The sequence below is a fragment of the Sphingopyxis soli genome, assembly GCF_018682675.1.
Lineage (GTDB): Bacteria > Pseudomonadota > Alphaproteobacteria > Sphingomonadales > Sphingomonadaceae > Sphingopyxis > Sphingopyxis soli.
Window position 1 is genome coordinate 17393 of sequence record NZ_JAFMTR010000102.1, and the last position, 25691, is coordinate 43083.

The following is a 25691-nucleotide window of genomic DNA, read 5'->3' on the forward strand; positions in this document are numbered from 1 at the left end:
GGAGAATTTCATGGCGGCTTTCGCACGCGTTCGTTTGATCATGCTTACCAGCGTGGCCTGTTCCACCCTTGCCGCGTGCGGCGCCGACGACATCGCGTCGCCGGGCGAAGGCGGCACGATCATCATCAATCCGACCCCGACGCCGACCCCGACGCCGACCCCCACGCCGACCCCGACCCCGCCGTCGGTGACCCCGGCTGCGGGCTGTCCGACCATCGCCGGCGGCGCGCTGACCGACAGTGGCACGATCAACAATCCGTCGATCGGCAGCTTCCGCGTCTGCACCCTGCCGTCCGTCATCACCGGCAGCACGACGCTGCCGAAGATCGCCGGCCTGGTCTATCGCATCAACGGCCGCGTCGATGTCGGTTCGGACCAGGGACCGACCGAGGAATCGACCGATCCGGCCGACGTCGTGCTGACGATCGAACCGGGCGTCATCCTGTACGGCGAATCGGGTCCGTCGTGGCTGAACGTCAACCGCGGCAACCGGATCTCGGCCGTCGGCACGCCGACGCGCCCGATCATCTTCACCAGCCGCGACAACATGCAGGGGCTGAACACCGAAAATTCGTCCGGCCAGTGGGGCGGTGTGGTGCTGAGCGGCCGCGCGCAGATCACCGACTGCGCTTCGGGCACCGCGACGCCGGGCACCAACGCCTGCGAACGCCAGACCGAAGGCGCGGTCGATCCCGCGCTCTATGGCGGCGTGCTCAACAACGACAACAGCGGCCGGATGAGCTACGTCCAGATCCGCTTCTCGGGCTATATCCTGTCGGGCAACAGCGAGCTTCAGTCGCTGACGCTGCAGGGCGTCGGCTCGGCGACGCAGATCGACCATATCATGTCGTACAACAGTTCGGACGACGCGCTCGAAGTGTTCGGCGGCCACGCCCATGTGAAGCATCTCATCGGCGTCGGCGCCGAGGACGATAACCTCGACACCGACGTCGGCACGAAGGCCAACTTCCAGTACGGCATCATCGTCCAGCGTCCGAACATCGGCGACGCGATGATCGAGGCCGATACCGACAACTCGCTCGACGGCAACACGCCGCGCCAGAACACGCGCGTCGCCAACTTCGTCTTCTACCAGAATTCGCAGAACGCCTCGGCGGACCAGGCGTCGATCCTGCTCCGCGGCGGCACCGACTATGGCCTGTACAACTCGGTGCTGGTCAGCCCGAACAACCCCTGCCTGCGCATCAGCCGCGCGCAGACCGCCTCGGGCACCCAGGACGCGGCGATCGACGAGTTCGGCGCCCCGATCTTCCGTTCGGTGCTGATGCAGTGTTCGTCGACGAAATATATCGACAGCGGCATCACCGCCGGCGCGACGGCGGCGATCTTCGGCACCGGCACGAACGGCAACAACGACGCCTATACGCCGACGCTGACCAGCCTCTACATCAACGGGGCGACCGAAACGGCGGTCACGCCCTTCAACGTCTCGACGCTGAACGGTTCGACCTTCGCCGGCATCGAGCAGACCCGCGCCGGCTTCTTCGACCAGACGACCTATATCGGCGCGGTCAAGGATGCGACCGACACCTGGTTCCAGAGCTGGACCTGCAACAGCGCCACCGCCAACTTCGGTACGGGCAACACCGGTCTGTGCACCTCGCTGCCGACCTACTGAGGCTTTTTGCTTCGACCGGGAGGGAGCGGCGCGCGCCGCTCCCTCTCGCATATCTTCCAGATTTACAAGGATCCCAAGGGGTGATCGCCATGTCCAAGCCGCTCCCGCTCGCCAGCCTGTTGTTGATTTCCACGGCGCTCGTCGCGCCCGCCACGGCCATGGCGCAGTCCGAGCCGGGTGCGGAAACCCCCGCGCCGTCCGCGGTTGACCCCGCCGCCGAAACCCCGGCCGACGCGGTCGAGATGGCCGCCGACGAGGCGGCAGAAGACGAAACCGACGTGTCGATCCCGGGGGCCGAGATCGTCGTCACCGGCCGCCGCAACGCCAATATCGAGCGCACCGCGCCGCAGGTCGTCTCGGTGCTCGGCGCCGCCGATATCGCGCGGACGGGCGAGGGCAATATCGCCGGCGCGCTGGGCCGCGTCACCGGCCTCAGCGTCGTCGGCAACGGCTTCGTCTATGTCCGCGGCCTTGGCGATCGCTATTCGCTCGCGCTGCTCAACGGTTCGCCACTGCCGAGCCCCGAGCCGCTGAAGCGCGTCGTGCCGCTCGATATTTTCCCGAGCGGCATCATTGCCTCGTCGCTGGTGCAGAAAAGCTATTCGGCGAATTACCCCGGCGAGTTCGGCGGCGGCGTGATCAACCTCACGACCAAGGCAGTCCCCCGCGATCCCTTCCTGACGATCGGCGGCAGCATCGGCGGCAATTCGGAAACCACCGGCCAGCTCGGCTACACCTATTACGGCACCGGCAGCGACTGGACCGGCTTCGGCGATGGCGGCCGCAACCTGCCGCCCGCCTATCGCGCGTGGCGCGCTTCGGGCCTTCGCATCAACGATCCCGGCGTCAACCAGCAGGCGATCGCGGGGCAGTTCGTGACCGCGCGCAACGCGCTCGTCCAGACGAACAACGACATGCCCGTCAACTGGGGCGCGAACATCACCGGCGGCAAGTCGTGGACGATCGGCGGGACCGAGATCGGCCTGATCGCGACAGCGGGCTATAGCAGCAAGTGGCGCACGCGCGACGTGACGCAGCAGACCGCAAACGCGCTCGACCTGTCGTCGCTCAACACCGACGTCAACCGCGTGATCACCGACAATCGCGTCGTCGTGAACGGCTTGGTCGGTCTCAGCGCCGAATTCGGCGAAAACAAGGTTCGCTGGACCAACCTGTATATTCGCGACACGATCAAGCAGGCGCGCCTCGGCGCCGAAGACCGTCCCGATACCTCCGACTCCAACCCCGGCGTCAGCTTCATGTACCAGGACACCGCCTGGTATGCGCGCCAGTTGTTCGACACCCAGTTCGTCGGCGAATTCCAGCCCTTCGACAATCTCGATGTCGACGTCCGCGCGGGCTATGCCAATTCGCAGCGCGAAGCGCCGTTCGAGCTGAGCTTCCTCTACAGCCGGTCGAACAGCGCGAGCGATCCCTATGGCCAGTTCTTCACCAACACGCTGAGCACCGGCCAGCGTCCGGGCAGCGCGTCGATCGCCTTTTCGGACCTCAACGAGAATCTCTATTCGGCGGGGATCGACTTCACCTACGAGATCGCGCCGGGCATCAAGGCGGTCTATGGCTACGCCTATAGCGACACGAACCGCGTCACCGAGCGGCGCGATTTCCTGTTCCAGGGCAACAACGATATTCCGCTGGCCGTGTCGTTGCTGCGTCCCGACCTGCTGCTGTCGCAGGCGGTGATCTGTTTCCCGCCGCTCAATCCGCCGACCGACCCTAATTGCCCGGCGAATCCCAGCCCGACCGGGATCAGCCTGGTCGACAGCACGGGTTCGAACCCGACGTTCCGCGCGATCCTGCGCAACCATGCGGCCTATTTCCAGCTGCAGGCCGACCTTCTCGACGGGTTGAACGTCAACGTCGGCGCGCGCTACGAAACCGCGGTCGAGCGCGTGAGCGCGGTGCAGGTCTATGCCGTCAACCCGACGCTGCCGCCCGACACCAACCTCAGTCGCGACTATCTGCTCCCCGCCGCGACGATCACCTACGAGATCCAGCCGCAGATGCAGGTTCGCCTCAGCGCCTCGAAGACGATCGCGCGGCCGCAGTTCCGCGAGCTGGTGTTCCAGTCCTATTACGACCCCGACACCAACCGGAGCTTCCAGGGCAACCCGCAGCTTGTCGACAGCCAGCTCTACAATGCCGAAGGCCGCCTCGAATGGTATTTCGCGCCCGAACAGCGCGTGTCGATCGGCGGTTTCTGGAAGAAGATCAAGAATCCGATCGAAACCTATGCCAGCTTCGACGGCAACAGCGTGACGACGCGCTTTGCCAATGCGCCCGAAGCGACGCTCTATGGCGCCGAGCTGGAAGTGCAGAAATATTTCGACCTCAGCGGTTGGGGCGACGGCTTTTTCGCGACGCGCCGCGGCGTGTTCATCGGCAACTATACCTGGTCGAATTCGAAGCTGAAGGTCGGCGCCGACGATCCGGTCAAGGCCTTCCCCTTCACCGGCGCGACCCTGGCCAGCCAGTTCTTCCGCGACGGGGCGCCGTTGACCGGCCAGTCGGACCATCTGGTGAACGTCGAATTCGGGCTCGAGGATACCGAAAAGCTGTCGCAGCAGACGATCCTGATTTCCTATGCGTCGGACCGCATCACGCGCCGCGGCCCGTCGGGCCAGCCCGATATCTTCGAAAAGCCCGGCATCCAGGTCGATTTCGTCGCGCGGCAGGGCTTCCCGCTGTTCGGCAAGGAGCTGGAGATCAAGTTCGAGGCCCGCAATATTTTCGGGACCAAGTACAAGGAACTGCAGCAGAATGGCGACAACACCATCTATTACAACCTGTACAAGACCGGCACGACCTTCTCGCTCGGCGGGTCGCTGAAATTCTGAGGCAGTCGCCGTACGCCATCCCGGTTGCGGCCGGGATGGCGCTTGCGACGAGCAGGGCAGGGCGGACTCGCCCGGCTGACAAAAAACTGTAATCTTCCCGTCAACTGATTGTCACCGATCGCCCCTAGGCGATTCGCGAGACCGCTTTTCAGTCTGGGGGACAGGGACAAGTTCATGGCGACGCTGATGCCCGGATCGGCCGTTCGGTTGCCCCGCGCGCTGCCTGCCTGGCTTCGCGCGGGCAAAAGGTCGCCGCGCGCGATCCTTCCGCTGTTCGTCATCGTACTGCTCGGCGCGCTGCTCGTCTGGCAGAGCGTCCGGCTCTTATGGACGCTCGTCGTGCCGCTGTCGCCGCTCGGCGCATGGCAGCCGCAGACCGCGATGATCGCATCGCCCGCCGAACGCCGCGCGCTCTTCGCCGGCTTCGATCCTTTCTTCCGCAATGCGGCGCAGGGGCCCGCGAGCGCCACCGTCACCGCGGCGGGGCTGACGCTGTTCGGGGTCAATATCAACGAAGCGACCGGCGGCGGCTCGGCGATCATCGCGGGCGAGGACGGAATCCAGACCAGCTATGCGGTCGGCGACGAAATCGCGCCGGGGCTGAAGCTGGTCGGCGTCGCCTTCGACCATGTGCTGCTCGACCGCGGCGGCGCGCGCGAAAGCCTGTTCCTCGACCAGAGCGGCGCGGCGCCGGTCGCCACCCCGGGCACGGCGCTTCCGGCGCCGACCCCCGAGCCCGGGCCGGCGGGCGCGAACGGCGTCTCGCCGAGCGGCGAGATTTCGCCCGAAGCGTTGAAGGCGGGGGTCGCCTTCGCGCCGCGGGCCGAGAATGGCAAGGTCACCGGTCTGCTCGTCCAGCCGCAGGGCGACGGCGCCGTCTTCCGCGCCGCCGGGCTGCGCCCCGGCGACGTCATCCGCTCGGTCGGCGGCCGCCCGATCGGCTCGGCCAGCGACGCGGCCTCGCTCGCGAACCAGCTTTCGCCCGGTGCGCGGATCTCGGTCGAGGTCGAACGCGGCGCCAGCGTCGTCCCCATCGCTCTCATCCTCTCGAAATAACGGATATCATGCGCCTCAAATTATCCCTTATGCTTGCCGCAGCGCTGGTTTCCGCGACGCCGGCCCCCGCGCTCGCGCAATATACGTTGAACGTGCGCGACGCCGACATCCGCGCCTTCATCCAGGACGCGGCGCGGATCACCGGGCGCACGTTCGTGATCGACGGCCGCGTCAATGGCAAGGTGTCGGTCGTCACCGACCGGCCGCTGTCGCGCAGCGAATATTTCGAGATTTTCCTCTCGACCCTGCGCTCGAACGGCCTTGTCGCGGTGCCGGGGCCGAACGGCGCTTATCGTATCCAGCCGATCGATGGCGCTGCGGCGCAGCCGGGCCGCATCGGCAGCGGCGGCGCGGCGCAGAACCAGTTCGTGACCGAGATCATCCGCCTCAAGCATATCGATGCAGTCGCGGCGGTCGAGACGCTGCGCCCGCTGGTCAGCGCGCAGGGATCGCTGACCGCGAACCGCAACGCGAACAGCCTGGTCGTCGCCGATTTCGCCGACAATATCCGCCGCATCCGCGCGCTCGCGGCGAGTATCGACCGCGACAGCTCGACCAGTCAGATCGTGACGCTGAAAAACGCCGGCGCGCGCGAGATCGCCGCGGCGCTCGCCGCGCTCGTCCCCGCGGCGGGCGAGGGGGCGAAGGCGCCGATCGCGATCGTGCCGGTCGACAGCAGCAACGCGATCGCGCTGCGCGGCGACCAGGCGCTCGTCGCGCGCTTCGTCTCGATGGCGCACGACCTCGACGCGAAGGCGGCGGGCGGCACCGAACTGCGCGTCTATTGGCTCGAACATGCCAATGCCGAGACGCTGCTGCCGACCCTGCAACAGCTCGTCGGCGGCGGCAGCGACCCCGCGCAGAAGGCCGGCTTGCCTCCGGCCTCCTCGTCGTCATCGTCCTCGACCGGCGGCAGCACGCCCGCGCCGACCGCTACGCCCACCGGCTCCACGCCGACCTTGGTGAGCGGCTCGGGCGGCAGCATCGCGACGCGCGGCCCTGCGATCGTAACGCGCTATGAGGGCGCCAACGCGATCATCGTCGCGGCGAACAGCGAGGTGCAGCGGATGCTCGGCGAGCTGATCCGCCAGCTCGACAGCCGCCGCGAGCAGGTGCTGGTCGAGGCGATCGTCGTCGAGATCGGCGACGACGCCGCGAAGCGCCTCGGCGTCCAGTTCCTGCTCGGCGGCAAGAATATCCCGTTCGTCGCGACCAATTACAGCAATGCGCAGCCGAACATCTTCACCCTCGGCGGCGCCTATGCCGCGACCAAGCTCACCGAGGACAAGACGACGGTCGACGGCACCACGGTCGTCACCCAGACGTCGAGCGCGCTCGGCAGCAGCCTGCAGGAAGCCGCCGCGGCTTCGCTGCTTTCGGCGACCGGCGGCTTCGCGGGGTTCGCGGGCGATATCGGCAAGAACACGATCTTCGGCGCGATCATCAATGCGGTAAAGTCCGACACGACGTCGAACCTGCTCGCGACCCCGCATATCGTCACGCTCGACAACCAGGCCGCCAAATTCCTGGTCGGGCAGGAAGTGCCGATCACGACCGGCGAGGCGCTGAGCGACAATTTCGACAATGCCTTCCGCACCGTGCAGCGCGAAGAGGTCGGGATCAAGCTGGAGGTCACGCCGCAGGTCAATGGCGCGGGCGAGGTCAAGCTGTTCCTGCGGCAGGAAGTGTCGAGCGTGGCGGGACCGGTCTCGTCGCGCAACAGCGACCTGATCCTCAACAAGCGCTCGTTCGAAACCGTGCTGACCGTCGACGACGGCGAGATCCTGGCGATCGGCGGCCTGCTCAACGACGACGAGCGCAAGACGATCGAGCGCATCCCGCTTTTGAGCGACATCCCGCTGCTCGGCGAACTGTTCAAATCGCGCAGCCGGAGCCGGTCGAAGACGAACCTGATGGTGTTCATCCGCCCGACGGTGCTGCGCAATCGCGAGGACAATGCCGCGCTGACCGCGCGCCGCTACGGCTATATCCGCGACTTCCAGCTCCAGCGGAATCCGGGCGAGGAGCCCGCTATCGACACGCTGGTGCGCGACTATATGGGCACGGTGCCGCCGGTTCCGAGCGCGGCGACCCCCGCCGATGTCACCGTCGGTCCCGTCAACCTGCAGGAACTGCGCGGCCCCGACGGGAGCGTTTCGACCACCGACGTGCCGCCCTCGATTTCGCAGGCGCCCGCGCCCCCCGCCGGAGACTATCCGTGACCGACATCGAACCGGCGGCGCCTCCCCCGGCGCCGGTTGATATTCCCTATGGCTTCGCGCGAAGCCATGGCGTCGTGATCGCGCAGGAAGAGGGCGGGCGCTGGCTCGCCACGCTGCGCGAAGGCAGCGACCCCGCGGTGCTGATCGAGGTGAAACGCTTCCTCGCGCAGCCGATCCGCGTTGCGACCGCGAACGCGGCGGATTTCGACCGGCTGCTTTCGGACCATTATGCGGTCGACGCCTCCGCAGCGGCGATGGCGGGGACGCTCGATGGCAGCGACCTCGAACTCGGCATTCCGAGCGCCGAGGATCTGCTCGACAGCGCCGACGACGCCCCGGCGATCCGGCTGATCAACGCGATCATCGCCGAAGCGGTGCGACAGGGCGTCAGCGACATCCACATCGAACCCTATGAAAGCGGGCTCGTCGTGCGGATGCGCACCGACGGCGTGCTGCGCGAGCATCTGCGGATGCCGCCGCACGTCGCCCCCGTCGTCGTCAGCCGCATCAAGGTGATGGCGCGCCTCGACATCGCCGAGCGCCGCGTGCCGCAGGACGGACGCATCGCGCTGACCTTGGCGGGCAAGGCGGTCGACGTCCGCGTCTCGACCCTGCCGAGCCGGGCGGGCGAGCGCGTCGTGATGCGTATCCTCGACAAGGACACGGCCGGGATCGACTTCGACGTTCTTGGCCTGTCGGGGGAGGCGGACCGGATCTTGCGCGAGGCGCTGGCCGAACCCAACGGGATCATCCTCGTCACCGGCCCGACGGGTTCGGGCAAGACGACGACGCTCTATGCGGCGCTGAAGCAGCTCAATGACGGCCAGCGCAACATCCTGACGGTCGAGGATCCGGTCGAATATGCCGTCGACGGCATCGGCCAGACGCAGGTGAATGCGAAGGTCGGGCTCGATTTCGCCGCGGGGCTGCGCGCGATCCTGCGCCAGGATCCCGACGTCGTGATGGTCGGCGAAATCCGCGACCGCGAGACCGCCGATATCGCGGTGCAGGCGTCGCTCACGGGGCATCTTGTGCTCTCGACGGTCCACACCAACGATGCGGTCGGAGCGATCACGCGCCTGAAAGACCTGAAGGTCGAGCCCTTCCTGCTCGCCTCGACCCTGCGCGCGGTGCTGGCGCAGCGGCTTGTCCGCAAGCTGTGCGACCATTGCCGCGAGCCGGTGCAGGCCGACAACAGCGTCGCGGCGATGCTCGGGCTCGACATCGGCACCGTGATCTGGCGCCCGAAGGGCTGCGACCAGTGCGGCCACACCGGCTTCAAGGGGCGGATCGGGGTGTTCGAGGCGATCAAGGTCGACGAGACCGTGCGCCGCTATATCTATGCCGGCGGCGATGAATCGATGATCGCGAAGCACGCTTTCCTGAAAGCGCCGACGCTGGCGTCGGCGGCACGCGCGATGGTCGCCAAGGGGCTGACCACGCCCGAGGAGGCGATCCGCATCGCGCGGCGCGAGGATATCGATGCCTGATTATCGCTATGTGGCGATCGACAGCCACGGTCGCGAGCGCAAGGGGCGGCTGACCGCCGCGAACGACGATGCCGCCCGCGCCGATCTGGTCCGCCGCAAGCTCCATATCGTCGCGGTCGAGGAGGCGGGGACGAAGCCCGCGACCGGCCGCTCGCTGCTCGCCTTTCGCCGGGGCAAGCTTTCTTCCAAGGAGCTCGCGCTGTTCACGCGTCAGCTCGCCACGCTTGTCGAGGTCGCGCCGCTCGAAGAGGCGCTGCGCACGCTGACGCGGCAGAGCGAGGCCGAAAGCGCGCGTGCGGTGATCGGCGATGTCCATGCCGGCCTGCTCGAAGGGCGCCGTCTTGCCGACGCGATGGCGCGCCAGCCGGGCAGCTTTCCACCGCTCTATCGTGCGATGGTCGCGGCGGGGGAGACGACGGGCAGCCTGACGACGATCCTCGCGCGGCTTGCCGACCTGCTCGAACGTCAGGCCGAGGTGCGCGGCAAGTTGATAGCCGCGCTCGCCTATCCGGTCGTGCTCGCGGTGGTTGCGATCGGCGTCGTCGCCGCGCTGATGATCTTCGTCGTGCCGCGCGTCGTCGAACAGTTCAACGACGTCGGTCAGCAGCTGCCCTTTCTGACCCGCGCCGTGATCGCGATCTCGAGCTTCGCCGCGAACTGGTGGTGGCTGATCGCATTGCTGATCGCCGCCGCCACCTTCGGCTGGGTCAGCGCGATGCGCCGCCCGGCGTTCAAGGCGGCCGTCGATGCCCGGTTGCTACGCCTGCCGCTTTTCGGGCGCCTGCTGCGCGACCTTTACGCCGCACGCTTTGCGCGCACGCTGTCGACGATGGTGTCGAGCCGCCTGCCGCTGGTCGAGGGCTTGCGGCTCACCGTCCCGACGATCCGCAACGCCGCGCTCGCCGGCGCCACCGCCAGCATCGTCGACCAGGTGCGCGCGGGCGGCAGTCTGTCGGCCGCGCTCCGCGACGCCGGAGTCTTTCCGCCCTTGCTCGTCTATATGACCGCGAGCGGCGAAAGCGCCGGGCGGCTCGAGCAGATGCTCGAGCGCGCCGCCGACTATCTCGAACGCGAGTTCGACCGTTTCACCGCCGCGTCCATGGCCCTTCTCGAACCTGTCATAATTGTCGTTATGGGGTCGTGCGTCGCACTCATCATCCTCGCCATCCTGCTTCCGATCCTCCAGTTGCAGAACCTTGCAGGGCTATAATACATGTCGCTGATGCAGCTTTTCCTTCGCCTCATGATCGATCCCGCGCGTCCCGACAGCCGTCGGCGCAAGAAGGACGAGCGCGGCTTTACCCTGACCGAGCTGATGGTCGTCATCTTCATCATCGGCCTGCTCGCGACGGTGGTGCTGATCAATGTCCTGCCCAGTCAGGACAAGGCGATGGTCACCAAGGCGAAGGCCGATATCGCCACGCTGGAAAGCGCGCTCGAACAATATCGTCTCGACAATCTGACCTATCCGGCATCGACCGACGGGCTGAACGCGCTCGTCGCCGCGCCGCCGGCGCTCGCGCAGCCCGAGCGCTATCGTCGCGGCGGTTACATCAAGAAGCTGCCGCAGGATCCCTGGGGCCGCCCCTATAATTATCAGGCGCCCGGCGCGAACGGAAAGGCGTTCGACGTTTGGTCGATGGGCGCCGACGGCGCGCCCGGCGGGACCGACGAAAATGCGGATATTCGCAGCGAAGAATAGGACGCCGATGGTCGACCGGGCCGTGTCCGCAGTCACGCGCCTGCGGACACCCCCCGCGGGGGCGCGTTCGCCGGCAAGCGAACGCGGCTTCACGCTCGTCGAACTGATGGTCGTGCTGGCGATCATGGCGCTCGCAGCGACCGCGGTCGTGCTGACCATTCCCGGCGAAGAGCGCAATGTGCGCAGCGAGGCCGACCGGCTCGCCGCGCGCCTTGCCGCCGCGCGCGACGTCGCGGTGATCGAGGGGCGCAGCGTGTCGGTCAATCTCGCGCCCTCGGGCTATGGCTTCGAGCGGCGGGTCGAGGGGGCGTGGCAGCCGCTGCCCGGTCGCGCGTTCGAACAGCGGAGCTGGCCGTCCGACGTCCGCTTCGTCGCGGGCGACGGGCAGGGCGCGGCGCGCATCCTGTTCGACCGCGTCGGCACCAGCCCGACGCCGCAGGCGGTCGTGCTGTCGGGCGGCGACGCGCGCGAGATCGTCCGCGTTTCCGCGACGGGGGACGTCAGTCGTGGCGAATAGCCGTCCGTCGGCCGACCAACGAGGCTTCACCCTGCTGGAAATGCTGGTGGCGCTCAGCATCATCAGCATCGCCGCGCTGACGCTCGTTCGGCTCGATGCCTATGCGGTGCGCACCGCCGGCGATCTCGACGAAAGCACGATGGCGGGCATCGTGGCGCAGAACCGGGCGGTCGAGCTGTGGACCGACCCGTCGCCGCCGACGATCGGTGCGAGCGTGGGCAGCGTCGCCAATGCGGGGCGCAACTGGCGCATCGAACAGCGCGTCGCGAAGACCGCCGACGACAGCCTGCTGCGCATCGACCTGATCGTCCGGCCCGAAAGCGGGCGCGGGCAAGCGACGCTGACGATCATCAGGCCGTCGCGATGAAGGGCGAACGCGGCTTCACCCTCGTCGAAATGCTCGTCGCCTTGTCGATCTTCGCGGTGATCGCGGCGATGGGGGTCGGCCTGCTGCGCAGCAGCGTCGACACGCAGGATGCCGTGCAGGCGCGGCTTCAGGGCATGAGCGGGATCAACCGCGTGCGCGCGGTGATGGCGAACGACCTTGCGCAGGCGTTGCAGCGGCCGACGCGCGGGCAGGCGGGCGAGCCCGTCCCGGCCTTTGTCGGGTCGCCTACTGGCTTTGCCTTCGTCCACGCGGGCGCCGGATCGCTGGACGGCAGCCCGCGCCCGAGCGTCGAGCGCGTCGGCTATGCGCTGACCGGCGGCGAATGGCGCCGCGCGACCCAGCCGATGCTCGACGGCACCGCGCTGTCGGACGGCGACCGGCTGATCGGCGACGTCACCGCGGCTGCGGTGCGCTATCGCGATGGGCAGGGGAACTGGAGCGAAAGCTGGAGCAGCGATCCCGGCGACCGCCTGCCGCGCGCGGTCGAGGTGCGGCTGACGCGGACCGGCCGCGCGCCGCTGACGATGCTGTTCCTGACCGGGCCGACGCTGCCGACGCCGCCCGTTGCTGCGGGAGCGCCCCCGGCATGACCGGCCATCCGAAAGGCGAACGCGGCGCGGCGCTGCTCACGGTGTTGCTGCTCGTCGCGGTGATGGCGGTGATCGCCGCGACCGCGCTCGACCGCCTGACGCTCGCGACGCGGATCGCAGGCAGCACATCGACGGTCGATCAGGGGCGCGCCTATGCCTTCGCCGCCGAGCAGATTGCGCTGCGCCGGGTTTCCAGCCTCGTGTCGCGCGATCCGACGCGGCTGACGCTCGACGGGGGGTGGCTCGGGCGCGATTTCACCTTGCCGCTGCCGGGCGGGCAGGGGCGCGCGCGGCTGACCGACGCGAACAATTGCTTCAACCTCAACAGCCTTGCCGCCGAGACCGCGCCGGGAAGGCTGAGCCAGCGGTCGGGATCGGTGCGCCAATTCGCCGAATTGATGAAACTGATCGGGATCGGTGACGGGCAGGCGCAGCAGATCGCGGGCGCGGCGGCGGACTGGATCGACAGCGACAGCAACGAAGGGCCGCTCGGCGCCGAGGACAATGTCTATCGCGGGATGCAGACGGGCTATCTCGCGGCGAACCGCAAGATGGCCGACGTCAGCGAATTGCGCGCGGTGCGCGGGGTGACGCCGAAAATCTATGCGCAGCTCAAACCCTGGGTCTGCGTGCTGCCGGTGACCGATGCAGTGAAGCTCAACGTCAACACGCTGACCCCCGAACAGGCGCCGCTGATCGCGATGCTGCTGCCCGGCCAGATCAGCGTCGCCGACGCGCGGGCAGCGCTGGCGGCCCGGCCTGCGGGCGGCTATGGCAGCAGCGTGCGATTCTGGGAGGGGCGGGCCTTTGCGGGCCGCGAACCGCCGCAGGATGTCGCCGAACAGGCCGGGGTGAACAGCCGCTGGCTCGCGCTGACGACGAATGTGACAATAGGGGACGGGGTTTTGACGGCAAGATCGCTCATCGACGCGAACGGCGGGGCGGCCAGCGCCGGCCAGGCCGCGCCGACCATCGTCCGCCGCGACTGGGGCGAGACCGACTGAGGTGAGCCGCACGCTTGTTCTCTGGCTGCCCCCGCAGGCGGCGTTGTCGGGCGAGGATGCCTTCCGCCCCGCATGGCTGCGCGTCGATGACGGCGTCATCGTCGATTCGGGGCAGGACGACGGCTGGGTCGACGCGTGGGAGAGGCCGGCGGACGGCGACGCCGAGGACCGGCTGGTCGCGCTGGCCCCTGCCGCCGATATTCCGGTTCGCTGGTATCATTATCCCGACGCCGCGCCCGCGCAGGCCGCTGCCGCGGCGCGGATCGATGCGCTGCGCGGCAGTCTGGGCGACGCGGCGGCGCTCCACGTCGTTGCCGGACAGCCGACGGGGGACGGGCAGGCGATTCCGGTGGCGGTGACCACCCATGCGGCGATGGCGGCCTGGCGCGACTGGCTCGCGGCACGGGGGCTGTCGGCGGCAGCGATCGTTCCGTCGGCCGCGACCGTCCCGCCGCCCGAGCCCGATGCGCTGTGGACCGCCGATGTCGGCGGCGAGGCGATCGTGCGCACCGCCGACCGCGCCTTCCTGTCCGATCCCGCGCTCGATCCGCTGATCGCGGGCGAGCGGGTGATTGCGCCGCTGGCGGCCGAGCCGATGCGCGAGGCGCTGCTGCTGTCGCTTGCCACGCCGCCGATCGACCTGCTGACCGGCGCGTGGAAGCCGAAGCGGAGCTGGTCGCTCGATCCCGCGCTGGTGCGGACCGGCAAGCGGCTGGCGATCGCGCTCGTCGCGGTGAGCCTGCTCATCCCGATCGTCCATGCGGTGCGGTTGACGAGCGATACCGGCCGCGCCGACGAAGCGGTTGTCGATCTTGCACAAAAGGCCGGCATCGAAGCCCGGGATGCCGGCGCGGCCGAGGCCGAACTCGACCGGCGCCTCGCCGCGGCGGGCGGCGGACCGCTCGCTTTCTCGGTACCCGCATCGGCGCTCTACGACGCGATGCGCGATACGCCGGGGGTGGCGCTGAAGACGCTGTCGCACCGCACCGACGGCACGCTGTCGACAACGCTTGCAGCGCCGCGCGTCGAAGACATCAACACGGTGCTGCTGGCGCTGCAGGCGCGCGGCTATCGCATTACCGCGCAGCCGATGGCGGGCACCGACGGCCAGCAGATGGCCAATGTGACGATCCGGGCGGTACCATGATGGAAGCGATGAAAAACTGGTGGGGCGGGCTGTCGACACGCGAACGCTGGCTGGTCGGCGTCGCGGACCTGCTGGCGGTCGCGGTGCTCGGCTGGGCGCTCGGGCGTCCGGCGGTCGCGGCGTTCCTCGACCTCGAAAGCCGCCATCGCGCCGCGATCGAGCGCGAGGGGCGCGTCGCGGCCAAGATCGGGCTGCTTTCCCGGCGCCCGGCGAAGTCGGTCGCGGCGGCGGTCGATGCGGTGGCGATCGACCAGTATCTCGCGCAGTCGGCGGCAGAGATCGGTCTGACGCTCGACCGCAACGAGGCGCGGGGGCAGCGGCAGGTGACGATCGCGATCGCGACGGCGAAGGCGCCGGTGCTGACCGACTGGCTCGCCGGCCTGGAAGCGCAGGGTTTCGTCGTCGACCAACTGACGATCACGCCGGCCGCGGACGGCACGGTCGGGATGACCGCCGAACTCAGAAAGGGCGGGCAATGAGCGCACGGCGACGCTGGGCGATCGCGGCCGCGCTGTTTGCGCTGCTGCTGATCGCCGCGACCTTTCCGATGCGGCTCGCGCTGTCGCTGGCCGGCGCCGCCGACGCGGGGGTGTCGGCGCGCGAAATTCGCGGATCGATCTGGTCGGGCGCGCTGATCGACGCGCGGCTTGGCGCGCTGCCGCTCGGCACGGTGCGCGCGAGCCTGTCGCCGATCGCCCTCTTGGGCGGCAGCACCGAACTGACCTTCGAACGCGCCGACGACCGGCTCGGCGCGCTGTCGGGGCGTCTTCATGGCAGCGACCCGCGCGGCATGTCGGACGTCAACGGCACCACCCCGCTTGCGGGGGGCCTGGGCCTGATCCCCGCCGACACGATCCGCTTCGAGGGTGCGACGGTGCGTTTCGACGATGCCGGGACATGCGCCGAGGCGGCGGGACGCATCCAGCTGTCGGTCGCCGCGCCGATCGCCGGGCTCGACCTGTCGCAAGGGCTGTCGGGGCCGCTTCGCTGCGCAGGCGGGCGGGCGCAGGCGGCGCTGGCGAGCCAGTCGGGGATGGAGCGGCTGACGCTCGCCTTCGACGGCAAGGGCGCCTATCGCGCCGAATTCGCGATCACCGTCGACCGCGACCCGGCGATGGCGGCCGCGCTGGCGGTGCTCGGCTTCAAGGCCGGAGCGAACGGGTTCGTGCTGGCGACTTCGGGCCGCTTCTGACGTGACCATCCTCGACGCCTTGCCCATCGGCGCGGGCGTTGTTCTGGCAGGGCTGATCGGGCTTGTCCTCGGCAGCTTCATCGCGACGCTGGTGTTGCGCTGGCCGGCAGGCCGGTCCGTCCTCGGGCGGTCGCAATGCGACGGCTGCGGGCGCCAGCTAGGTGCGCTCGATCTCGTGCCGCTGCTGTCGGCGATCGCATCGCGCGGGCGATGCCGCGAATGCGGCGGGGCCATCGATCGCTTTCACGGGCGCGTCGAGCTGGGATCGGCGTTGCTCGGTGTCGCGGCGCTGGCGATCATGCCCGGCACGGCGGGATGGCTCTGGGCGCTGTTCGGCTGGCTGCTCTTGCCATTGGCTTTGCTCGACGCGCGGCATTTCTGGCTTCCCGACGGCCTGAGCGCGCTGCTTGGCGTTGCCGGGCTGCTCGTCGCGGGACCGTTGCTGCAGACCACGCTCGTCGACCGTTGGATCGGAGCCGTCGTGTGCGGGCTGACGCTCGCGGCGATTGCAGCTCTCTATCGCAAGCTGCGCCTGAAGGACGGGATGGGCGGCGGCGATCCGAAGCTTGTCGCCGCGATCGGCGCTTGGCTCGGCTGGCAGGCGTTGCCGCTCATGCTGCTGCTGGCGAGCCTCGGAGGGATTGTTTTTGCGGTCCTCGGCAAGAGAAAAGGGGACCGGCCGCTTGGTGAGCAGCCGATCCCCTTCGGTCTTTTCGCGTGCACCGCGGCGTGGGTCGCGGTGCCGCTGTGGCCTGTCCTTATCGCCCGATGACGACGGTCACCGCGCGGCGGTTCTGCGCCCAGGCTTCCTCGGTCGAGCCGAGCGCCGCTGGGCGTTCCTTGCCATAGCTGATGACGTCGATGCGCGACGGATCGACGCCGATCGAGGCGAGATAGTTTTTCGCGGCATTGGCGCGGCGTTCGCCGAGCGCGATATTATAGTCGCGAGTGCCGCGTTCGTCGGCATGACCCTCGAGCGTCACGCGCACCGCGGGGTTGCGGGCGAGCCACTGCGCCTGGCTTTGCAGCGTCGCCTGATCCTGCGCATCGACATTATACTGGTCGAGATCGAAGAAGATGCGGTCGCCCATGGCGCCGACGCTGGCGAGGAAGTCTTCCTGCGATCCCGGAACGACGCCGGTGCCGGTTCCGGCACCCGCGTCGGTGCCGCTGCCATCGGGCGCGGGCGGAAGCGTATCGGGTGCTTTTTTCGCGCAAGCCCCGACAGTCAACATGGTGATCGCGGCGATCATCGCGGTGGTTTTGCGTATCGTCATGGGTTCTGTCCTCTTGTTGCTCGGTCTTCAGTCGTGCGGATCGGGGATGAACTCAAGTTGAACCCCGCGGGTTTCCTCTGGTTCCGCCGCTCGGTCAAGGCAGGATCGGGCCCCAGCTCGGGTCCGATCCGTCCTGCGGAGTGGGCAGGCGGCGCAGGTTCACGCCGGTCAGGTCGACCTGCCAAAGCGTCGATTTGCCCTCGCGGCCCGGCGAAGTGCGGAAGAACTGGATGACGCGGCCGTTCGGCGACCAGGTCGGCGCCTCGTCCTGCCAGCTGTTGGTCAACAGCCGTTCGCCGCCGCCCGTCGGCGTCATGACGCCGACGCGGAACTCGCCGCCGCCCATCTTGGTGAAGGCGATCAGGTCGCCGCGCGGCGACCATTCGGGGGTCGCATAGCGCCCGCCGCCGAAGCTGATCCGCTGCTGGTTCGAACCGTCGATATTCATCGTATAGATTTGCTGGCTGCCCGAGCGGTCGCTTTCGAACACGATTTTCCTGCCGTCGGGCGAAAAGCTGCCGCCGACGTCGATACCCGGCGTGCTCGTCAGCCGAACCGGGGTGCCGCCGTCGGCCGAGACGCGATAGATGTCGGTGTTGCCGCCGACTGCCATCGAATAGAGGATCTGCCGCCCGTCGGGCGACCAGCGCGGCGCGAAGGTCGCGTTGCTGCTTTCGGTGACGAGCTTCTGCGTTCCCGCGTTGATGTCGTAGATGAACACGCGAACGCGGTTGTTCAGATAGGAGACGTAGACGATCTTCTTGTAATCGGGCGAGAAACGCGGGCTGATCGCCAGCGCCTGGCCATTGGTGATGAAGCGGTGGTTGCCGCCGTCCGAATCCATGATCGCGAGGCGTTTGATGCGGTTCCCCTTGGGTCCACTCTCGGCGATATAGGCGACGCGGCTGTCGAAGAAGGGCGATTCCCCCGACAGGCGCGAATAGATGGCGTCGGCGCATTTGTGCGCGGCGCGGCGCCAGTCGCCGGGCTGGATCTCGTAACCCTGGCGCACCAGCTCGGTCCCGAGCGCGGTGTCGTAGAGATAGCAGCCGACGACGAGTCCGCCGGTTCCGCTCGCCTGGACGAAGCCATGAACGACATTGTCGGCATTGCGCGCCTGCCAGTCGGCGAACTGCGGCGCGCGCACTTCGCCCATCGTGATCGCGCGGACGCTGCCGGGGCCAAGCGGCGCATAGAGCCCGCTGCGTTCAAGGTCGGCGGCGATGACGTCGGCGATCTGGCGGCCAAGGGTGCCGGTGCTGAGGCCCGCGACATTGACGACGGCGGGGGTCGCAAAGGCGGGGACCGCGATGACGGTGCGCTCGGTCGAGACTTCGGCGACGACCTCGGCGGTGCGCGGCGTGTCGCCGGTGGTCGCGGGCGGCGTCTGGGCCGCCGCGGGAAGCGCTGCGAACGCGCCCATCGCGGTGGCGACAAGGGTGAGCCGGGTGGCCAGCGAGCGTTTCATCACATTCCTTTCGCTCGGAAGGTCACGTCCCAGACCTTCCACTGATCATAATATTCGTCGGGCAGATCGAACGGCGAGGCCTGCCGGATCGACCGCTCGGCGCGCTCGACGAACAATTTCTGCTGCGGCGCGTTGCTGTCGGTCTTGCCGGTGAGTTCGCCGACCTGGGCGATGTTCGTGATCCGTCCGTCGCGGCTGAGCTGGATGCGCAGCACGACGCGGAGCTGGTCGATATCGACGCCCGAAGGCACGTTGCGGCGCCAGAAGGGCAGGATCTTGCCGTCGATCGCGACGTCGATCGATCGCTTCACCTCGGCCGCGGTGGCGGCCGCGGGCGCACCCCTGGTTTGCGTCGATTTGCTCGGCGCCCTGCTCAGCCCTTCGGCGATGCCGTCGAGGCGGCCGGTCGGGCGCGTCGGAGTTTTCGTGGGCGGCGGTGCGGCCTTGGGCGCGGGTTTGGGCTGCGCCTTCTGCGCGGGAGGTTGCGTCTTCGCGGGCGCCGGGGTCGGGCGCTGCACCAGCCTGGGCGCGGGCGCCGGGGTCGGACGGACGATCGGTTCGGGGACCGGGGGAGCGGGGACGGGTTCGGGCGCGGCGATGTCGGTCGCGTCATCTTCGCCCAGGCGGGTGGCCGGAGCCTCCTCGCTGATCACCGGTGCGGTCGATTGCGGCGCGGTCTCGGCGACCAGATCGACCTCCATCGGCGGATTGTCGAAACGCCGGTCGCCGCGCGTCCACTGCACCGAGAGCAGACCGATCACGACGACATGCAGCAGCACCGCCACCGCGATGCCGATCCGCTGATTTGCCCCTGGCGCCGTGTCCGCAACCATGACGTAACCCTATTGGCCGCTATCTGAACCGGCGGTGACCGCCGCCGGCGCATCCTCCGATCCCGTGGTAACGAGCGCGATGCGCGTCAGCCCGGCGCGGTTGAGTTCGCCCATGATCCGCATCACGCGGCCGTAGTCGAGGGTCTTGTCGGCGCGCAGCATGATCTGGCGCGGCTTGTCCCTGCCCTCATTCGCGCGCGCGATCGCATCGAGGCGCGCGGGAAGCTCGGCCTCGGGCACGACCTGGTCGCCGATGTAGATCGTGTCGTCGCCATTGATCGACAGTTGGACCGGTTCCTGCTCCTCGGTCTCGACCGGCTTTGCGCGGCTTTCGGGCAGGTCGATCGGAACGGCGGAGGCGAGCAGGGGCGCGGTGATCATGAAGATGATCAGCAGCACCAGCATGACGTCGACGAGCGGAGTGACGTTGATGTCGGCCATCGGCGCGCGGCGTCCGCCGCGCCCGCGCCGCCGTCCGCCCGGACCGCCGGAAGGGCCGGACATCGCCATCAGGCGTCCGCCTCCAGCTCGCGGCTAAAGGTCGCGTGCAGCCCGTCGGCGAAGCGGCCGAGGCGCGATTCGAGGCGGTTCAGCCGCTGCGAGAAGGCGTTGTAGGCGATGACCGCCGGGATCGCCGCGAACAGGCCGATCGCGGTCGCGAACAGCGCCTCGGCAATGCCCGGCGCGACGACCGCGAGGCTGCTGTTATTCTCCGCCGCGATCGCGGTGAAGCTGCGCATGATGCCCCAGACGGTGCCGAACAGGCCGACGAAGGGTGCGACCGCGCCGATGGTCGCGAGCGTGCCGATCTTTTCGGCCAGGCGGTCGACCTCGCCCGCGACCGCCGAATTCATCGCGACGCCCAGCCGCTCGCGCGTTCCGTCGCGATCGATCACCTTGCCCTTGGTCGAGCGGCGCCATTCGCTGATCCCGGCGCCCAGCACCTTCGCGCTCGGCAGCTCCTCGCCGCCATTCTTGTCGAAAAAGGCGTCGATATTCTCGGCGCGCCAGAAATCGCGCTCGAACTGTTCCGACGCGCGCATCAGCTTGCCGACGCTGCGGCCGTGGGTGAAGATCACCGCCCAGACATAGATGGAGGCGAGCAACAGCCCGATCATCACCGCCTTCACGACGATGTCGGCCTGGATGAACAGCGCGACGGGGGACAGCGTCGCCGCGTCGGCGGCCAGCTTGATATTGTCTAGCAAGGGTTCGTCTCTCCATTCATGATCGCGGTAAAGCGTTCGGCCCAGCCCGCGGGCTGACGGCGCGGCCGGCCTTCGGGCGACAGAAAGGCCGCGGTAACACGTCCGCCTGTCAGCACTTCCGGCGTTAACTCATCCTGACCGCGAAGGATGCGCTGCGCGATGATGACGCTCGCGCCGCGCACCGCCTCGACGGTGCTGACGACGGTCAGGTCGTCGTCGAGCTTCGCGGGCCTCAGATATTTGATGGCAAGGTCGGTAACCGCCCAGGCGCCTTCGCCCGCTTCCATCGCGGCGCGCTGGTCGATGCCCGCGAGGCGCAGCATGTCCGAGCGGGCGCGCTCCATATAGCGCAGATAATTGGCGTGATAGACGATGCCGCTGAGATCGGTGTCTTCGAAATAGACGCGCAACCGGTAAAAATGCGCCGCCCCGACGAAGACGCCGGGGACGAAGGGGGGAGGGCCGCTGACCATGGTCAAGACCGATAGCGGGTGGGCGAGTCGGCGGGAACCCCTCTTCAACGGTTCGTCGCACCCAAAAGCCGGTTGGTGGAATGAAAGGCGCAGGAATCGGCGCTATTTTCCCTCGTCGAATAGCCCGTCCTGTGTGCCTTGGGGCGGATTGAGCCCGAGGTGCTTCCACGCGCTGGCGTTGAGCATCCGGCCGCGCGCGGTGCGGGCGATCAGCCCGGCCTGCAGCAGATAGGGCTCGATCACATCCTCGATCGTGTCGCGCGGCTCGCTGAGCCCGGCGGCAAGGGTTTCGACGCCGACGGGTCCGCCGCGATAGATGTCGGCGATCATCGTCAGGTAGCGCCTGTCCATCGCGTCGAGACCCAGCGCGTCGACCTCCAGCCGGTTGAGCGCCGCATCGGCCGCCTTCGCATCGACGATCGCGTGCCCCGCGACGGTCGCAAAATCGCGGACACGCCGGAGCAGGCGGCCGGCGATGCGCGGCGTCCCGCGCGAGCGCTTCGCGATCTCCAGCGCGCCGTCGGGCGCGATCGGCAGCGCGAGCAGGCGCGCGGCGCGCGAAATGACCTGTTCGAGCTCGCCATGCGTGTAGAAATTGAGCCGCACCGGAATGCCGAAGCGGTCGCGCAGCGGCGTCGTCAGCAGGCCTTGCCGCGTCGTCGCGCCGACGAGCGTGAATTTGGGGAGGTCGATCCGGACGCTGCGCGCCGACGGCCCTTCGCCGATCATGATGTCGAGCGCGCGGTCCTCCATCGCGGGATAGAGGATTTCCTCGACCGCGGGCGACAGGCGGTGGATTTCGTCGATGAACAGGACGTCGCCGTCTTCGAGGTTGGTGAGCAGCGCGGCAAGGTCGCCCGCCTTGGCGATCACCGGGCCGGAGGTCGAACGGAAACCGACGCCGAGCTCCTTGGCGACGATCTGCGCCAGCGTCGTCTTGCCGAGCCCCGGCGGCCCATAGAAGAGCACATGGTCGAGCGCGTCCGACCGCGCCTTTGCCGCCTCGATGAAGACCCGCAAATTCTCGCGCGCCGCCGCCTGGCCGACGAATTCGGCGAGCGACTTCGGCCGCAGCGCGGCGTCGGCATCCTCGGGGGTGCGCAGGGGGGTAGTGAGGTCGGTCACGGTGCCGCGATACCCCTAAACTTCGTCATGCTGAACTTGTTTCAGCATCCATGGCGTGGCACGCGATATTTCGACGTATCGCTGCCACAGCCACAACAAATTCGGTTTGGCCAGAAGGAATGCCGGGCGGCCTCCAATTCGAAGCCCCTTGGGGGCATGCTGTCAAAGACCGATTGGCCGCATTCGGGACAGCCCTTTGATGCTAGGCGCAAACCCAGGCTTTCGCAAAATGGCGAAGCATCTGCGTCCGGCCGCCACCGTCCCCCAGCGATCACCCCGCCCACGACAAAAATCCAGACCGGCAAAAGCTCGCCGTCGATCCCGGCGACGGCATCCATCAAGACCGACATTGCATGCAGGAACCACCCCAATATCATCAGAATGCCCAATAGCCCGAGCAGGCGCATTGAAAGCCAAACATAATAGGGCGGTCGACCTGATCGAGTTGGCTGCTCACTCATAATGCTCGATTCCATCGCCCGCGATCGAAACCCAAGGCTCCATGCGCTCTTCATAGACCGAATAGTCGGGGACGAAGCCGTGGCCGGGCTCGAAATTGCCGAGCGGGATCGCATAGGCGTCATGATGGGGCCGCGCCCGGTACCAGACGCCCGAGCCGCAGGTGGCGCAGAAGAAGAAGTCAGCGGTGTGGCCGCTGGCGCCGGTATATTGCCACATCTTCGCGTTCGCCTCGCCCTCGACGCGGACCTGTTCGGCGGGAAAGCGCACCTGCGCGGCAAAGGCGCCGCCGCTCCGCGCCTTGCAATCGCGGCAATGGCACACCGACACGCGGATCGGCTCGCCGGTGCAGGCGATGCGGATCCGGCCGCAGCGGCAGGAGGCGTGGCGGGTGGGATCGGTCACTTGGCCGCCTTTTTGAGCGCCGTGCGCACCAGCGCGTCCAAGCTCGCACCGACGCCTAGCTCTTCGCTCGCCGCCGCAACCGCGACGCTCGCTTCGCCGGGCTTGAAGCCGAGGCCGGTCAGCGCGGCGACGGCGTCGCCGAGTGGGCCGGAGGTGGTGCCCCTGGCCGGACTCGAACCGGCGATGCCGCCCAGCGCCCCCGCCTTGTCCTTCAGTTCATGCGCGATCCGCTGCGCCAGTTTCGGGCCGACGCCGTTCGCCCGCGCGATCATCGCGCTGTCGCCGCTGGCGAGCGCGCGTTGCAGGTCGCCGATCTCAAGCGCCGACAGGATCGCGAGCGCGACCTTCGCGCCGACGCCCTGCACGCTGGTGAGCAGGCGGAACCAGTCGCGTTCCTCGGCCTTGGCAAAGCCGAGCAGGCGCAGGAAATCCTCGCCGACCAGCATTTCGGTGTGGATGGTGACATCGCCGCCGACCGGGCCGAGCGCGTCGAGCGTGCGCGCCGAGGCCTCGACCAGATAACCGACGCCGCCGACGTCGATCACCGCATGGCCTGCGCCGCTTGAATCGAGCCGTCCCGTCAGTTTTGCGATCATGCGTCCGTGCTAGCGCGGGGAGAACGAAAAGGGAATCAATTTCCCGTCTTCGTCATGCCGGACTTGATCCGGCATCCATCGCGGCGCTGGGTATGGACCCCGGATCAAGTCCGGGGTGACGAATGTCTAGACGCGCGGCCGGTGGTTCGCATGGCAGATCGCCACCGCCAGAGCATCGGCGGCATCGGCGCCCGCGACCTTTGCGCCCGGCAGCAACACGCGCAGCATCGCCTGCACCTGCTCCTTCGCGGCGCCGCCGGTGCCGACGATCGCCTTCTTGACCAGACGCGGCGCATATTCGCCCACCGGCAAGCCGCCGCGTGCGCAGGCGAGCAGCGCGACGCCGCGGGCGTGCGCGAGCTTCAGCGTCGATTGCGGATTGTCGTTGACGAACACTTCCTCGACCGCCGCGCATTCTGGCGCATGATCGGCGATCACCGCGGCGAGTACCGTGTCGAGATGCGCGAGCCGGTCGGGCAGGGGCGCCTTGGCGTCGGTCTTGATCTGGCCGTTGGCGATGTGGCTGATCCGGCTGCCCTCGACGCGGATGACGCCCCAGCCGGTGCAGCTGAGCGAGGGGTCGAGACCGAGGATGATCATATTTTCAATCCTCCCTGTGCCATAGGCATGGGGAGGTGGCAGCGCGAAGCGCTGACGGAGGGGCTTTGGCGCGAACGTCGCCGCCCCTCCACCACTCGCTTCGCGAGAGTGCTCGGTCGCCCAGTCCCCCGGACTGGGCTTGGATTGCCGGGGGCAATCCAACCACGCACTCCCCCTCCCCATGGCTTCGCCACAGGGAGGAAATTCATCAACCCAGCTTCTCCATCACCGCGTCGGGGATTTCGTAATTGCCCCACACGGTCTGGACGTCGTCGTCGTCGTCGAGCGTGTCGATCAGCTTGAACAGCGTCTGTGCGATGCTCTCGTCGGCCACTTCGCTCTTCAGCGTCGGGCGCCAGGCGAGCTTCACGCCCTCGGCTTCGCCGAGCTTGGCTTCGAGCGCCTTGGCGACTTCGTGCAGGCTGTCGACGCTGGTCCAGATGTCGTGGCCTTCGTCGGACGATTCGACGTCGTCGGCGCCCGCGTCGAGCGCGGCTTCGAACACCGTGTCGGCGTCGCCCGCCTTGGCGGGATAGTTGATCAGGCCGAGGCGGTCGAAGCCGTGGCTGACGCTGCCCGAGGTGCCGAGGTTGCCGCCATTTTTGCTGAAGGCGGTGCGGACGTTGGTCGCGGTGCGGTTGCGGTTGTCGGTCAGCGCCTCGACGATCAGCGAGACGCCGCCGGGGCCATAGCCCTCGTAGCGGATTTCCTCGTAATTCTCGCCCTCGCCGCCCGACGCCTTGTCGATCGCGCGCTGGATATTGTCTTTCGGCATCGACTGCGCCTTCGCCGCGTTCACCGCGGCGCGCAGGCGTGCGTTCGCATCGGGATCGGGCAGACCCATCTTCGCCGCGACGGTGATTTCACGCGCAAGCTTCGAAAAAAGGGCGCTGCGCTTTTTGTCCTGCGCGCCCTTGCGGTGCATGATGTTCTTGAATTTACTATGGCCGGCCACGGCCTACCTCCATCGAAACGGGAAATGTGGCGCCGCCCTAGCGTGCCGACGCCGATCAGACAACCACAGCGGTTCCCGACGCGCTGACCATCAGCATCGAACCATTCTGGCCGAGCACTTCATAGTCGAGGTCGACGCCGACCACCGCATTGCCGCCGAGGCGCGCGGCTTCGCTTTCCATCTCGGCGATGGCTTCCTTGCGCGCGCGGGCGAGGACGTCCTCATATTTGCCCGATCGGCCGCCGACGATGTCGGTGATGCTGGCGAAGAGGTCGCGGAACAGATTGGCGCCGACGATCACTTCGCCGGTGACGATGCCCAGATATTCGCGGACCGGATGGCCTTCGACGGTATTGGTCGTTGTGCTGAACATGGTGCTGGCTCCCTCTATTCCGTTCGGGCCGGGCTTCGTGGAAGCCCAGTCCCCGGTTTCCACGTCTACAAACAAGAAGGGTCCTTCGACAAGCTCGGGACGAACGGAACGGGA

General features: G+C 68.0%; 27 protein-coding genes. 15 read left to right on the forward strand and 12 right to left on the reverse strand.

The genetic code is table 11. From position 1 onward, the window contains the following. Positions 1-10: 10 nt before the first annotated feature. From J1N50_RS15320 to J1N50_RS15390, 15 genes are all read left to right on the forward strand, one after another. Positions 11-1639, forward strand: a complete 1629-nt coding sequence (locus J1N50_RS15320) for a hypothetical protein (RefSeq protein ID WP_215355252.1) — start codon at positions 11-13, stop codon at positions 1637-1639. Between the two features lie 89 nt (positions 1640-1728). Further along, positions 1729-4497, forward strand: a complete 2769-nt coding sequence (locus J1N50_RS15325) for a TonB-dependent receptor domain-containing protein (protein ID WP_215355254.1) — start codon at positions 1729-1731, stop codon at positions 4495-4497. A 174-nt stretch (positions 4498-4671) separates the two neighbouring features. Next, complete coding sequence (locus tag J1N50_RS15330) at positions 4672-5553, forward strand: type II secretion system protein N (RefSeq protein ID WP_215355256.1); 882 nt, start codon at positions 4672-4674, stop codon at positions 5551-5553. A gap of 8 nt (positions 5554-5561) precedes the next feature. After that, a complete protein-coding gene (gene gspD / locus J1N50_RS15335; RefSeq protein WP_215355258.1) occupies positions 5562-7775 on the forward strand; it encodes a type II secretion system secretin GspD in 2214 nt (737 codons plus the stop codon). Further along, positions 7772-9265: a type II secretion system ATPase GspE gene (gspE, locus tag J1N50_RS15340; protein ID WP_215355260.1), complete on the forward strand. Its 1494-nt coding sequence runs from the start codon at positions 7772-7774 to the stop codon at positions 9263-9265. Before gspD ends, gspE begins: the two co-directional genes overlap by 4 nt. Beyond that, on the forward strand, positions 9258-10475 hold the full coding sequence (gspF, locus tag J1N50_RS15345; protein ID WP_215355263.1) for a type II secretion system inner membrane protein GspF: 1218 nt from the start codon (positions 9258-9260) through the stop codon (positions 10473-10475). Before gspE ends, gspF begins: the two co-directional genes overlap by 8 nt. Positions 10476-10487: 12 nt before the next feature. Then, a complete protein-coding gene (gene gspG / locus J1N50_RS15350; RefSeq protein WP_281414847.1) occupies positions 10488-10967 on the forward strand; it encodes a type II secretion system major pseudopilin GspG in 480 nt (159 codons plus the stop codon). After that, positions 10942-11484, forward strand: a complete 543-nt coding sequence (gspH, locus tag J1N50_RS15355; protein ID WP_246553601.1) for a type II secretion system minor pseudopilin GspH — start codon at positions 10942-10944, stop codon at positions 11482-11484. The genes gspG and gspH overlap by 26 nt, the downstream gene beginning before the upstream one ends. Beyond that, positions 11474-11851, forward strand: coding sequence for a type II secretion system minor pseudopilin GspI (gspI, locus tag J1N50_RS15360; RefSeq protein WP_343227897.1), 378 nt, complete (start codon positions 11474-11476; stop codon positions 11849-11851). Before gspH ends, gspI begins: the two co-directional genes overlap by 11 nt. Beyond that, complete coding sequence (gene gspJ / locus J1N50_RS15365) at positions 11848-12462, forward strand: type II secretion system minor pseudopilin GspJ (protein WP_215355265.1); 615 nt, start codon at positions 11848-11850, stop codon at positions 12460-12462. Before gspI ends, gspJ begins: the two co-directional genes overlap by 4 nt. Next, positions 12459-13466 carry a type II secretion system minor pseudopilin GspK gene (gene gspK / locus J1N50_RS15370; RefSeq protein WP_215355267.1) on the forward strand — a complete coding sequence of 336 codons (1008 nt, stop codon included), beginning with the start codon at positions 12459-12461 and terminating at the stop codon, positions 13464-13466. Before gspJ ends, gspK begins: the two co-directional genes overlap by 4 nt. 1 nt (position 13467) lies before the next feature. Continuing rightward, the gene (gspL, locus tag J1N50_RS15375; protein ID WP_215355269.1) at positions 13468-14613 is read left to right on the forward strand and encodes a type II secretion system protein GspL; all 1146 of its coding nucleotides are present in this window, start codon (positions 13468-13470) and stop codon (positions 14611-14613) included. An 8-nt stretch (positions 14614-14621) separates the two neighbouring features. Continuing rightward, entirely contained in the window at positions 14622-15092 is a 471-nt protein-coding gene (gspM, locus tag J1N50_RS15380) for a type II secretion system protein GspM (protein WP_246553603.1), read from the forward strand. Then, positions 15089-15805, forward strand: coding sequence for a type II secretion system protein N (gene gspN, locus J1N50_RS15385; protein WP_215355274.1), 717 nt, complete (start codon positions 15089-15091; stop codon positions 15803-15805). Before gspM ends, gspN begins: the two co-directional genes overlap by 4 nt. A 1-nt stretch (position 15806) precedes the next feature. Beyond that, on the forward strand, positions 15807-16577 hold the full coding sequence (locus J1N50_RS15390; RefSeq protein WP_215355276.1) for a prepilin peptidase: 771 nt from the start codon (positions 15807-15809) through the stop codon (positions 16575-16577). On the opposite strand, the gene pal is transcribed toward J1N50_RS15390, so the two are convergent. From pal to J1N50_RS15450, 12 genes are all read right to left on the reverse strand, one after another. Beyond that, positions 16564-17082, reverse strand: a complete 519-nt coding sequence (gene pal, locus J1N50_RS15395) for a peptidoglycan-associated lipoprotein Pal (protein WP_215355278.1) — start codon at positions 17080-17082, stop codon at positions 16564-16566. The genes J1N50_RS15390 and pal overlap by 14 nt on opposite strands. Before the next feature lie 94 nt (positions 17083-17176). Beyond that, positions 17177-18550, reverse strand: coding sequence for a Tol-Pal system beta propeller repeat protein TolB (tolB, locus tag J1N50_RS15400; RefSeq protein ID WP_215355281.1), 1374 nt, complete (start codon positions 18548-18550; stop codon positions 17177-17179). Further along, complete coding sequence (locus J1N50_RS15405) at positions 18550-19383, reverse strand: hypothetical protein (RefSeq protein ID WP_215355282.1); 834 nt, start codon at positions 19381-19383, stop codon at positions 18550-18552. The genes tolB and J1N50_RS15405 overlap by 1 nt, the downstream gene beginning before the upstream one ends. Positions 19384-19392: 9 nt before the next feature. Beyond that, entirely contained in the window at positions 19393-19893 is a 501-nt protein-coding gene (gene tolR / locus J1N50_RS15410; RefSeq protein WP_215355284.1) for a protein TolR, read from the reverse strand. Continuing rightward, positions 19893-20591: a protein TolQ gene (tolQ, locus tag J1N50_RS15415; RefSeq protein ID WP_215355287.1), complete on the reverse strand. Its 699-nt coding sequence runs from the start codon at positions 20589-20591 to the stop codon at positions 19893-19895. The genes tolR and tolQ overlap by 1 nt, the downstream gene beginning before the upstream one ends. Then, positions 20585-21064, reverse strand: coding sequence for a YbgC/FadM family acyl-CoA thioesterase (locus J1N50_RS15420; RefSeq protein ID WP_215355289.1), 480 nt, complete (start codon positions 21062-21064; stop codon positions 20585-20587). The genes tolQ and J1N50_RS15420 overlap by 7 nt, the downstream gene beginning before the upstream one ends. A 102-nt stretch (positions 21065-21166) precedes the next feature. Further along, positions 21167-22189, reverse strand: coding sequence for a Holliday junction branch migration DNA helicase RuvB (gene ruvB / locus J1N50_RS15425; protein WP_215355291.1), 1023 nt, complete (start codon positions 22187-22189; stop codon positions 21167-21169). A 453-nt stretch (positions 22190-22642) separates the two neighbouring features. Beyond that, positions 22643-23053, reverse strand: a complete 411-nt coding sequence (locus tag J1N50_RS15430) for a GFA family protein (RefSeq protein WP_215355293.1) — start codon at positions 23051-23053, stop codon at positions 22643-22645. Then, a complete protein-coding gene (gene ruvA, locus J1N50_RS15435; RefSeq protein WP_215355295.1) occupies positions 23050-23649 on the reverse strand; it encodes a Holliday junction branch migration protein RuvA in 600 nt (199 codons plus the stop codon). Before ruvA ends, J1N50_RS15430 begins: the two co-directional genes overlap by 4 nt. A 126-nt stretch (positions 23650-23775) precedes the next feature. Further along, entirely contained in the window at positions 23776-24249 is a 474-nt protein-coding gene (gene ruvC, locus J1N50_RS15440; protein WP_215355297.1) for a crossover junction endodeoxyribonuclease RuvC, read from the reverse strand. Positions 24250-24457: 208 nt separating this feature from the next. Then, entirely contained in the window at positions 24458-25204 is a 747-nt protein-coding gene (locus tag J1N50_RS15445; RefSeq protein ID WP_058457344.1) for a YebC/PmpR family DNA-binding transcriptional regulator, read from the reverse strand. 55 nt (positions 25205-25259) lie between these two features. Then, entirely contained in the window at positions 25260-25577 is a 318-nt protein-coding gene (locus tag J1N50_RS15450; protein WP_215355299.1) for a YbjQ family protein, read from the reverse strand. Between the last annotated feature and the right edge of the window lie 114 nt (positions 25578-25691).

Excerpts from the sequence above, each read along its gene's own strand:
- J1N50_RS15320 (WP_215355252.1), top strand. The coding sequence starts at position 11 with ATGGCGGCTTTCGCACGCGTTCGTTTGATCATGCTTACCAGCGTGGCC.
- J1N50_RS15325 (WP_215355254.1), top strand. The coding sequence starts at position 1,729 with ATGTCCAAGCCGCTCCCGCTCGCCAGCCTGTTGTTGATTTCCACGGCG.
- J1N50_RS15330 (WP_215355256.1), top strand. The coding sequence starts at position 4,672 with ATGGCGACGCTGATGCCCGGATCGGCCGTTCGGTTGCCCCGCGCGCTG.
- gspD (WP_215355258.1), top strand. The coding sequence starts at position 5,562 with ATGCGCCTCAAATTATCCCTTATGCTTGCCGCAGCGCTGGTTTCCGCG.
- gspF (WP_215355263.1), top strand. The coding sequence starts at position 9,258 with ATGCCTGATTATCGCTATGTGGCGATCGACAGCCACGGTCGCGAGCGC.
- gspG (WP_281414847.1), top strand. The coding sequence starts at position 10,488 with ATGCAGCTTTTCCTTCGCCTCATGATCGATCCCGCGCGTCCCGACAGC.
- gspH (WP_246553601.1), top strand. The coding sequence starts at position 10,942 with ATGCGGATATTCGCAGCGAAGAATAGGACGCCGATGGTCGACCGGGCC.
- gspJ (WP_215355265.1), top strand. The coding sequence starts at position 11,848 with ATGAAGGGCGAACGCGGCTTCACCCTCGTCGAAATGCTCGTCGCCTTG.
- gspK (WP_215355267.1), top strand. The coding sequence starts at position 12,459 with ATGACCGGCCATCCGAAAGGCGAACGCGGCGCGGCGCTGCTCACGGTG.
- gspM (WP_246553603.1), top strand. The coding sequence starts at position 14,622 with ATGAAAAACTGGTGGGGCGGGCTGTCGACACGCGAACGCTGGCTGGTC.
- gspN (WP_215355274.1), top strand. The coding sequence starts at position 15,089 with ATGAGCGCACGGCGACGCTGGGCGATCGCGGCCGCGCTGTTTGCGCTG.
- pal (WP_215355278.1), bottom strand. The coding sequence starts at position 17,082 with ATGACGATACGCAAAACCACCGCGATGATCGCCGCGATCACCATGTTG.
- tolB (WP_215355281.1), bottom strand. The coding sequence starts at position 18,550 with ATGAAACGCTCGCTGGCCACCCGGCTCACCCTTGTCGCCACCGCGATG.
- J1N50_RS15405 (WP_215355282.1), bottom strand. The coding sequence starts at position 19,383 with ATGGTTGCGGACACGGCGCCAGGGGCAAATCAGCGGATCGGCATCGCG.
- tolR (WP_215355284.1), bottom strand. The coding sequence starts at position 19,893 with ATGGCGATGTCCGGCCCTTCCGGCGGTCCGGGCGGACGGCGGCGCGGG.
- J1N50_RS15420 (WP_215355289.1), bottom strand. The coding sequence starts at position 21,064 with ATGGTCAGCGGCCCTCCCCCCTTCGTCCCCGGCGTCTTCGTCGGGGCG.
- ruvA (WP_215355295.1), bottom strand. The coding sequence starts at position 23,649 with ATGATCGCAAAACTGACGGGACGGCTCGATTCAAGCGGCGCAGGCCAT.
- ruvC (WP_215355297.1), bottom strand. The coding sequence starts at position 24,249 with ATGATCATCCTCGGTCTCGACCCCTCGCTCAGCTGCACCGGCTGGGGC.
- J1N50_RS15450 (WP_215355299.1), bottom strand. The coding sequence starts at position 25,577 with ATGTTCAGCACAACGACCAATACCGTCGAAGGCCATCCGGTCCGCGAA.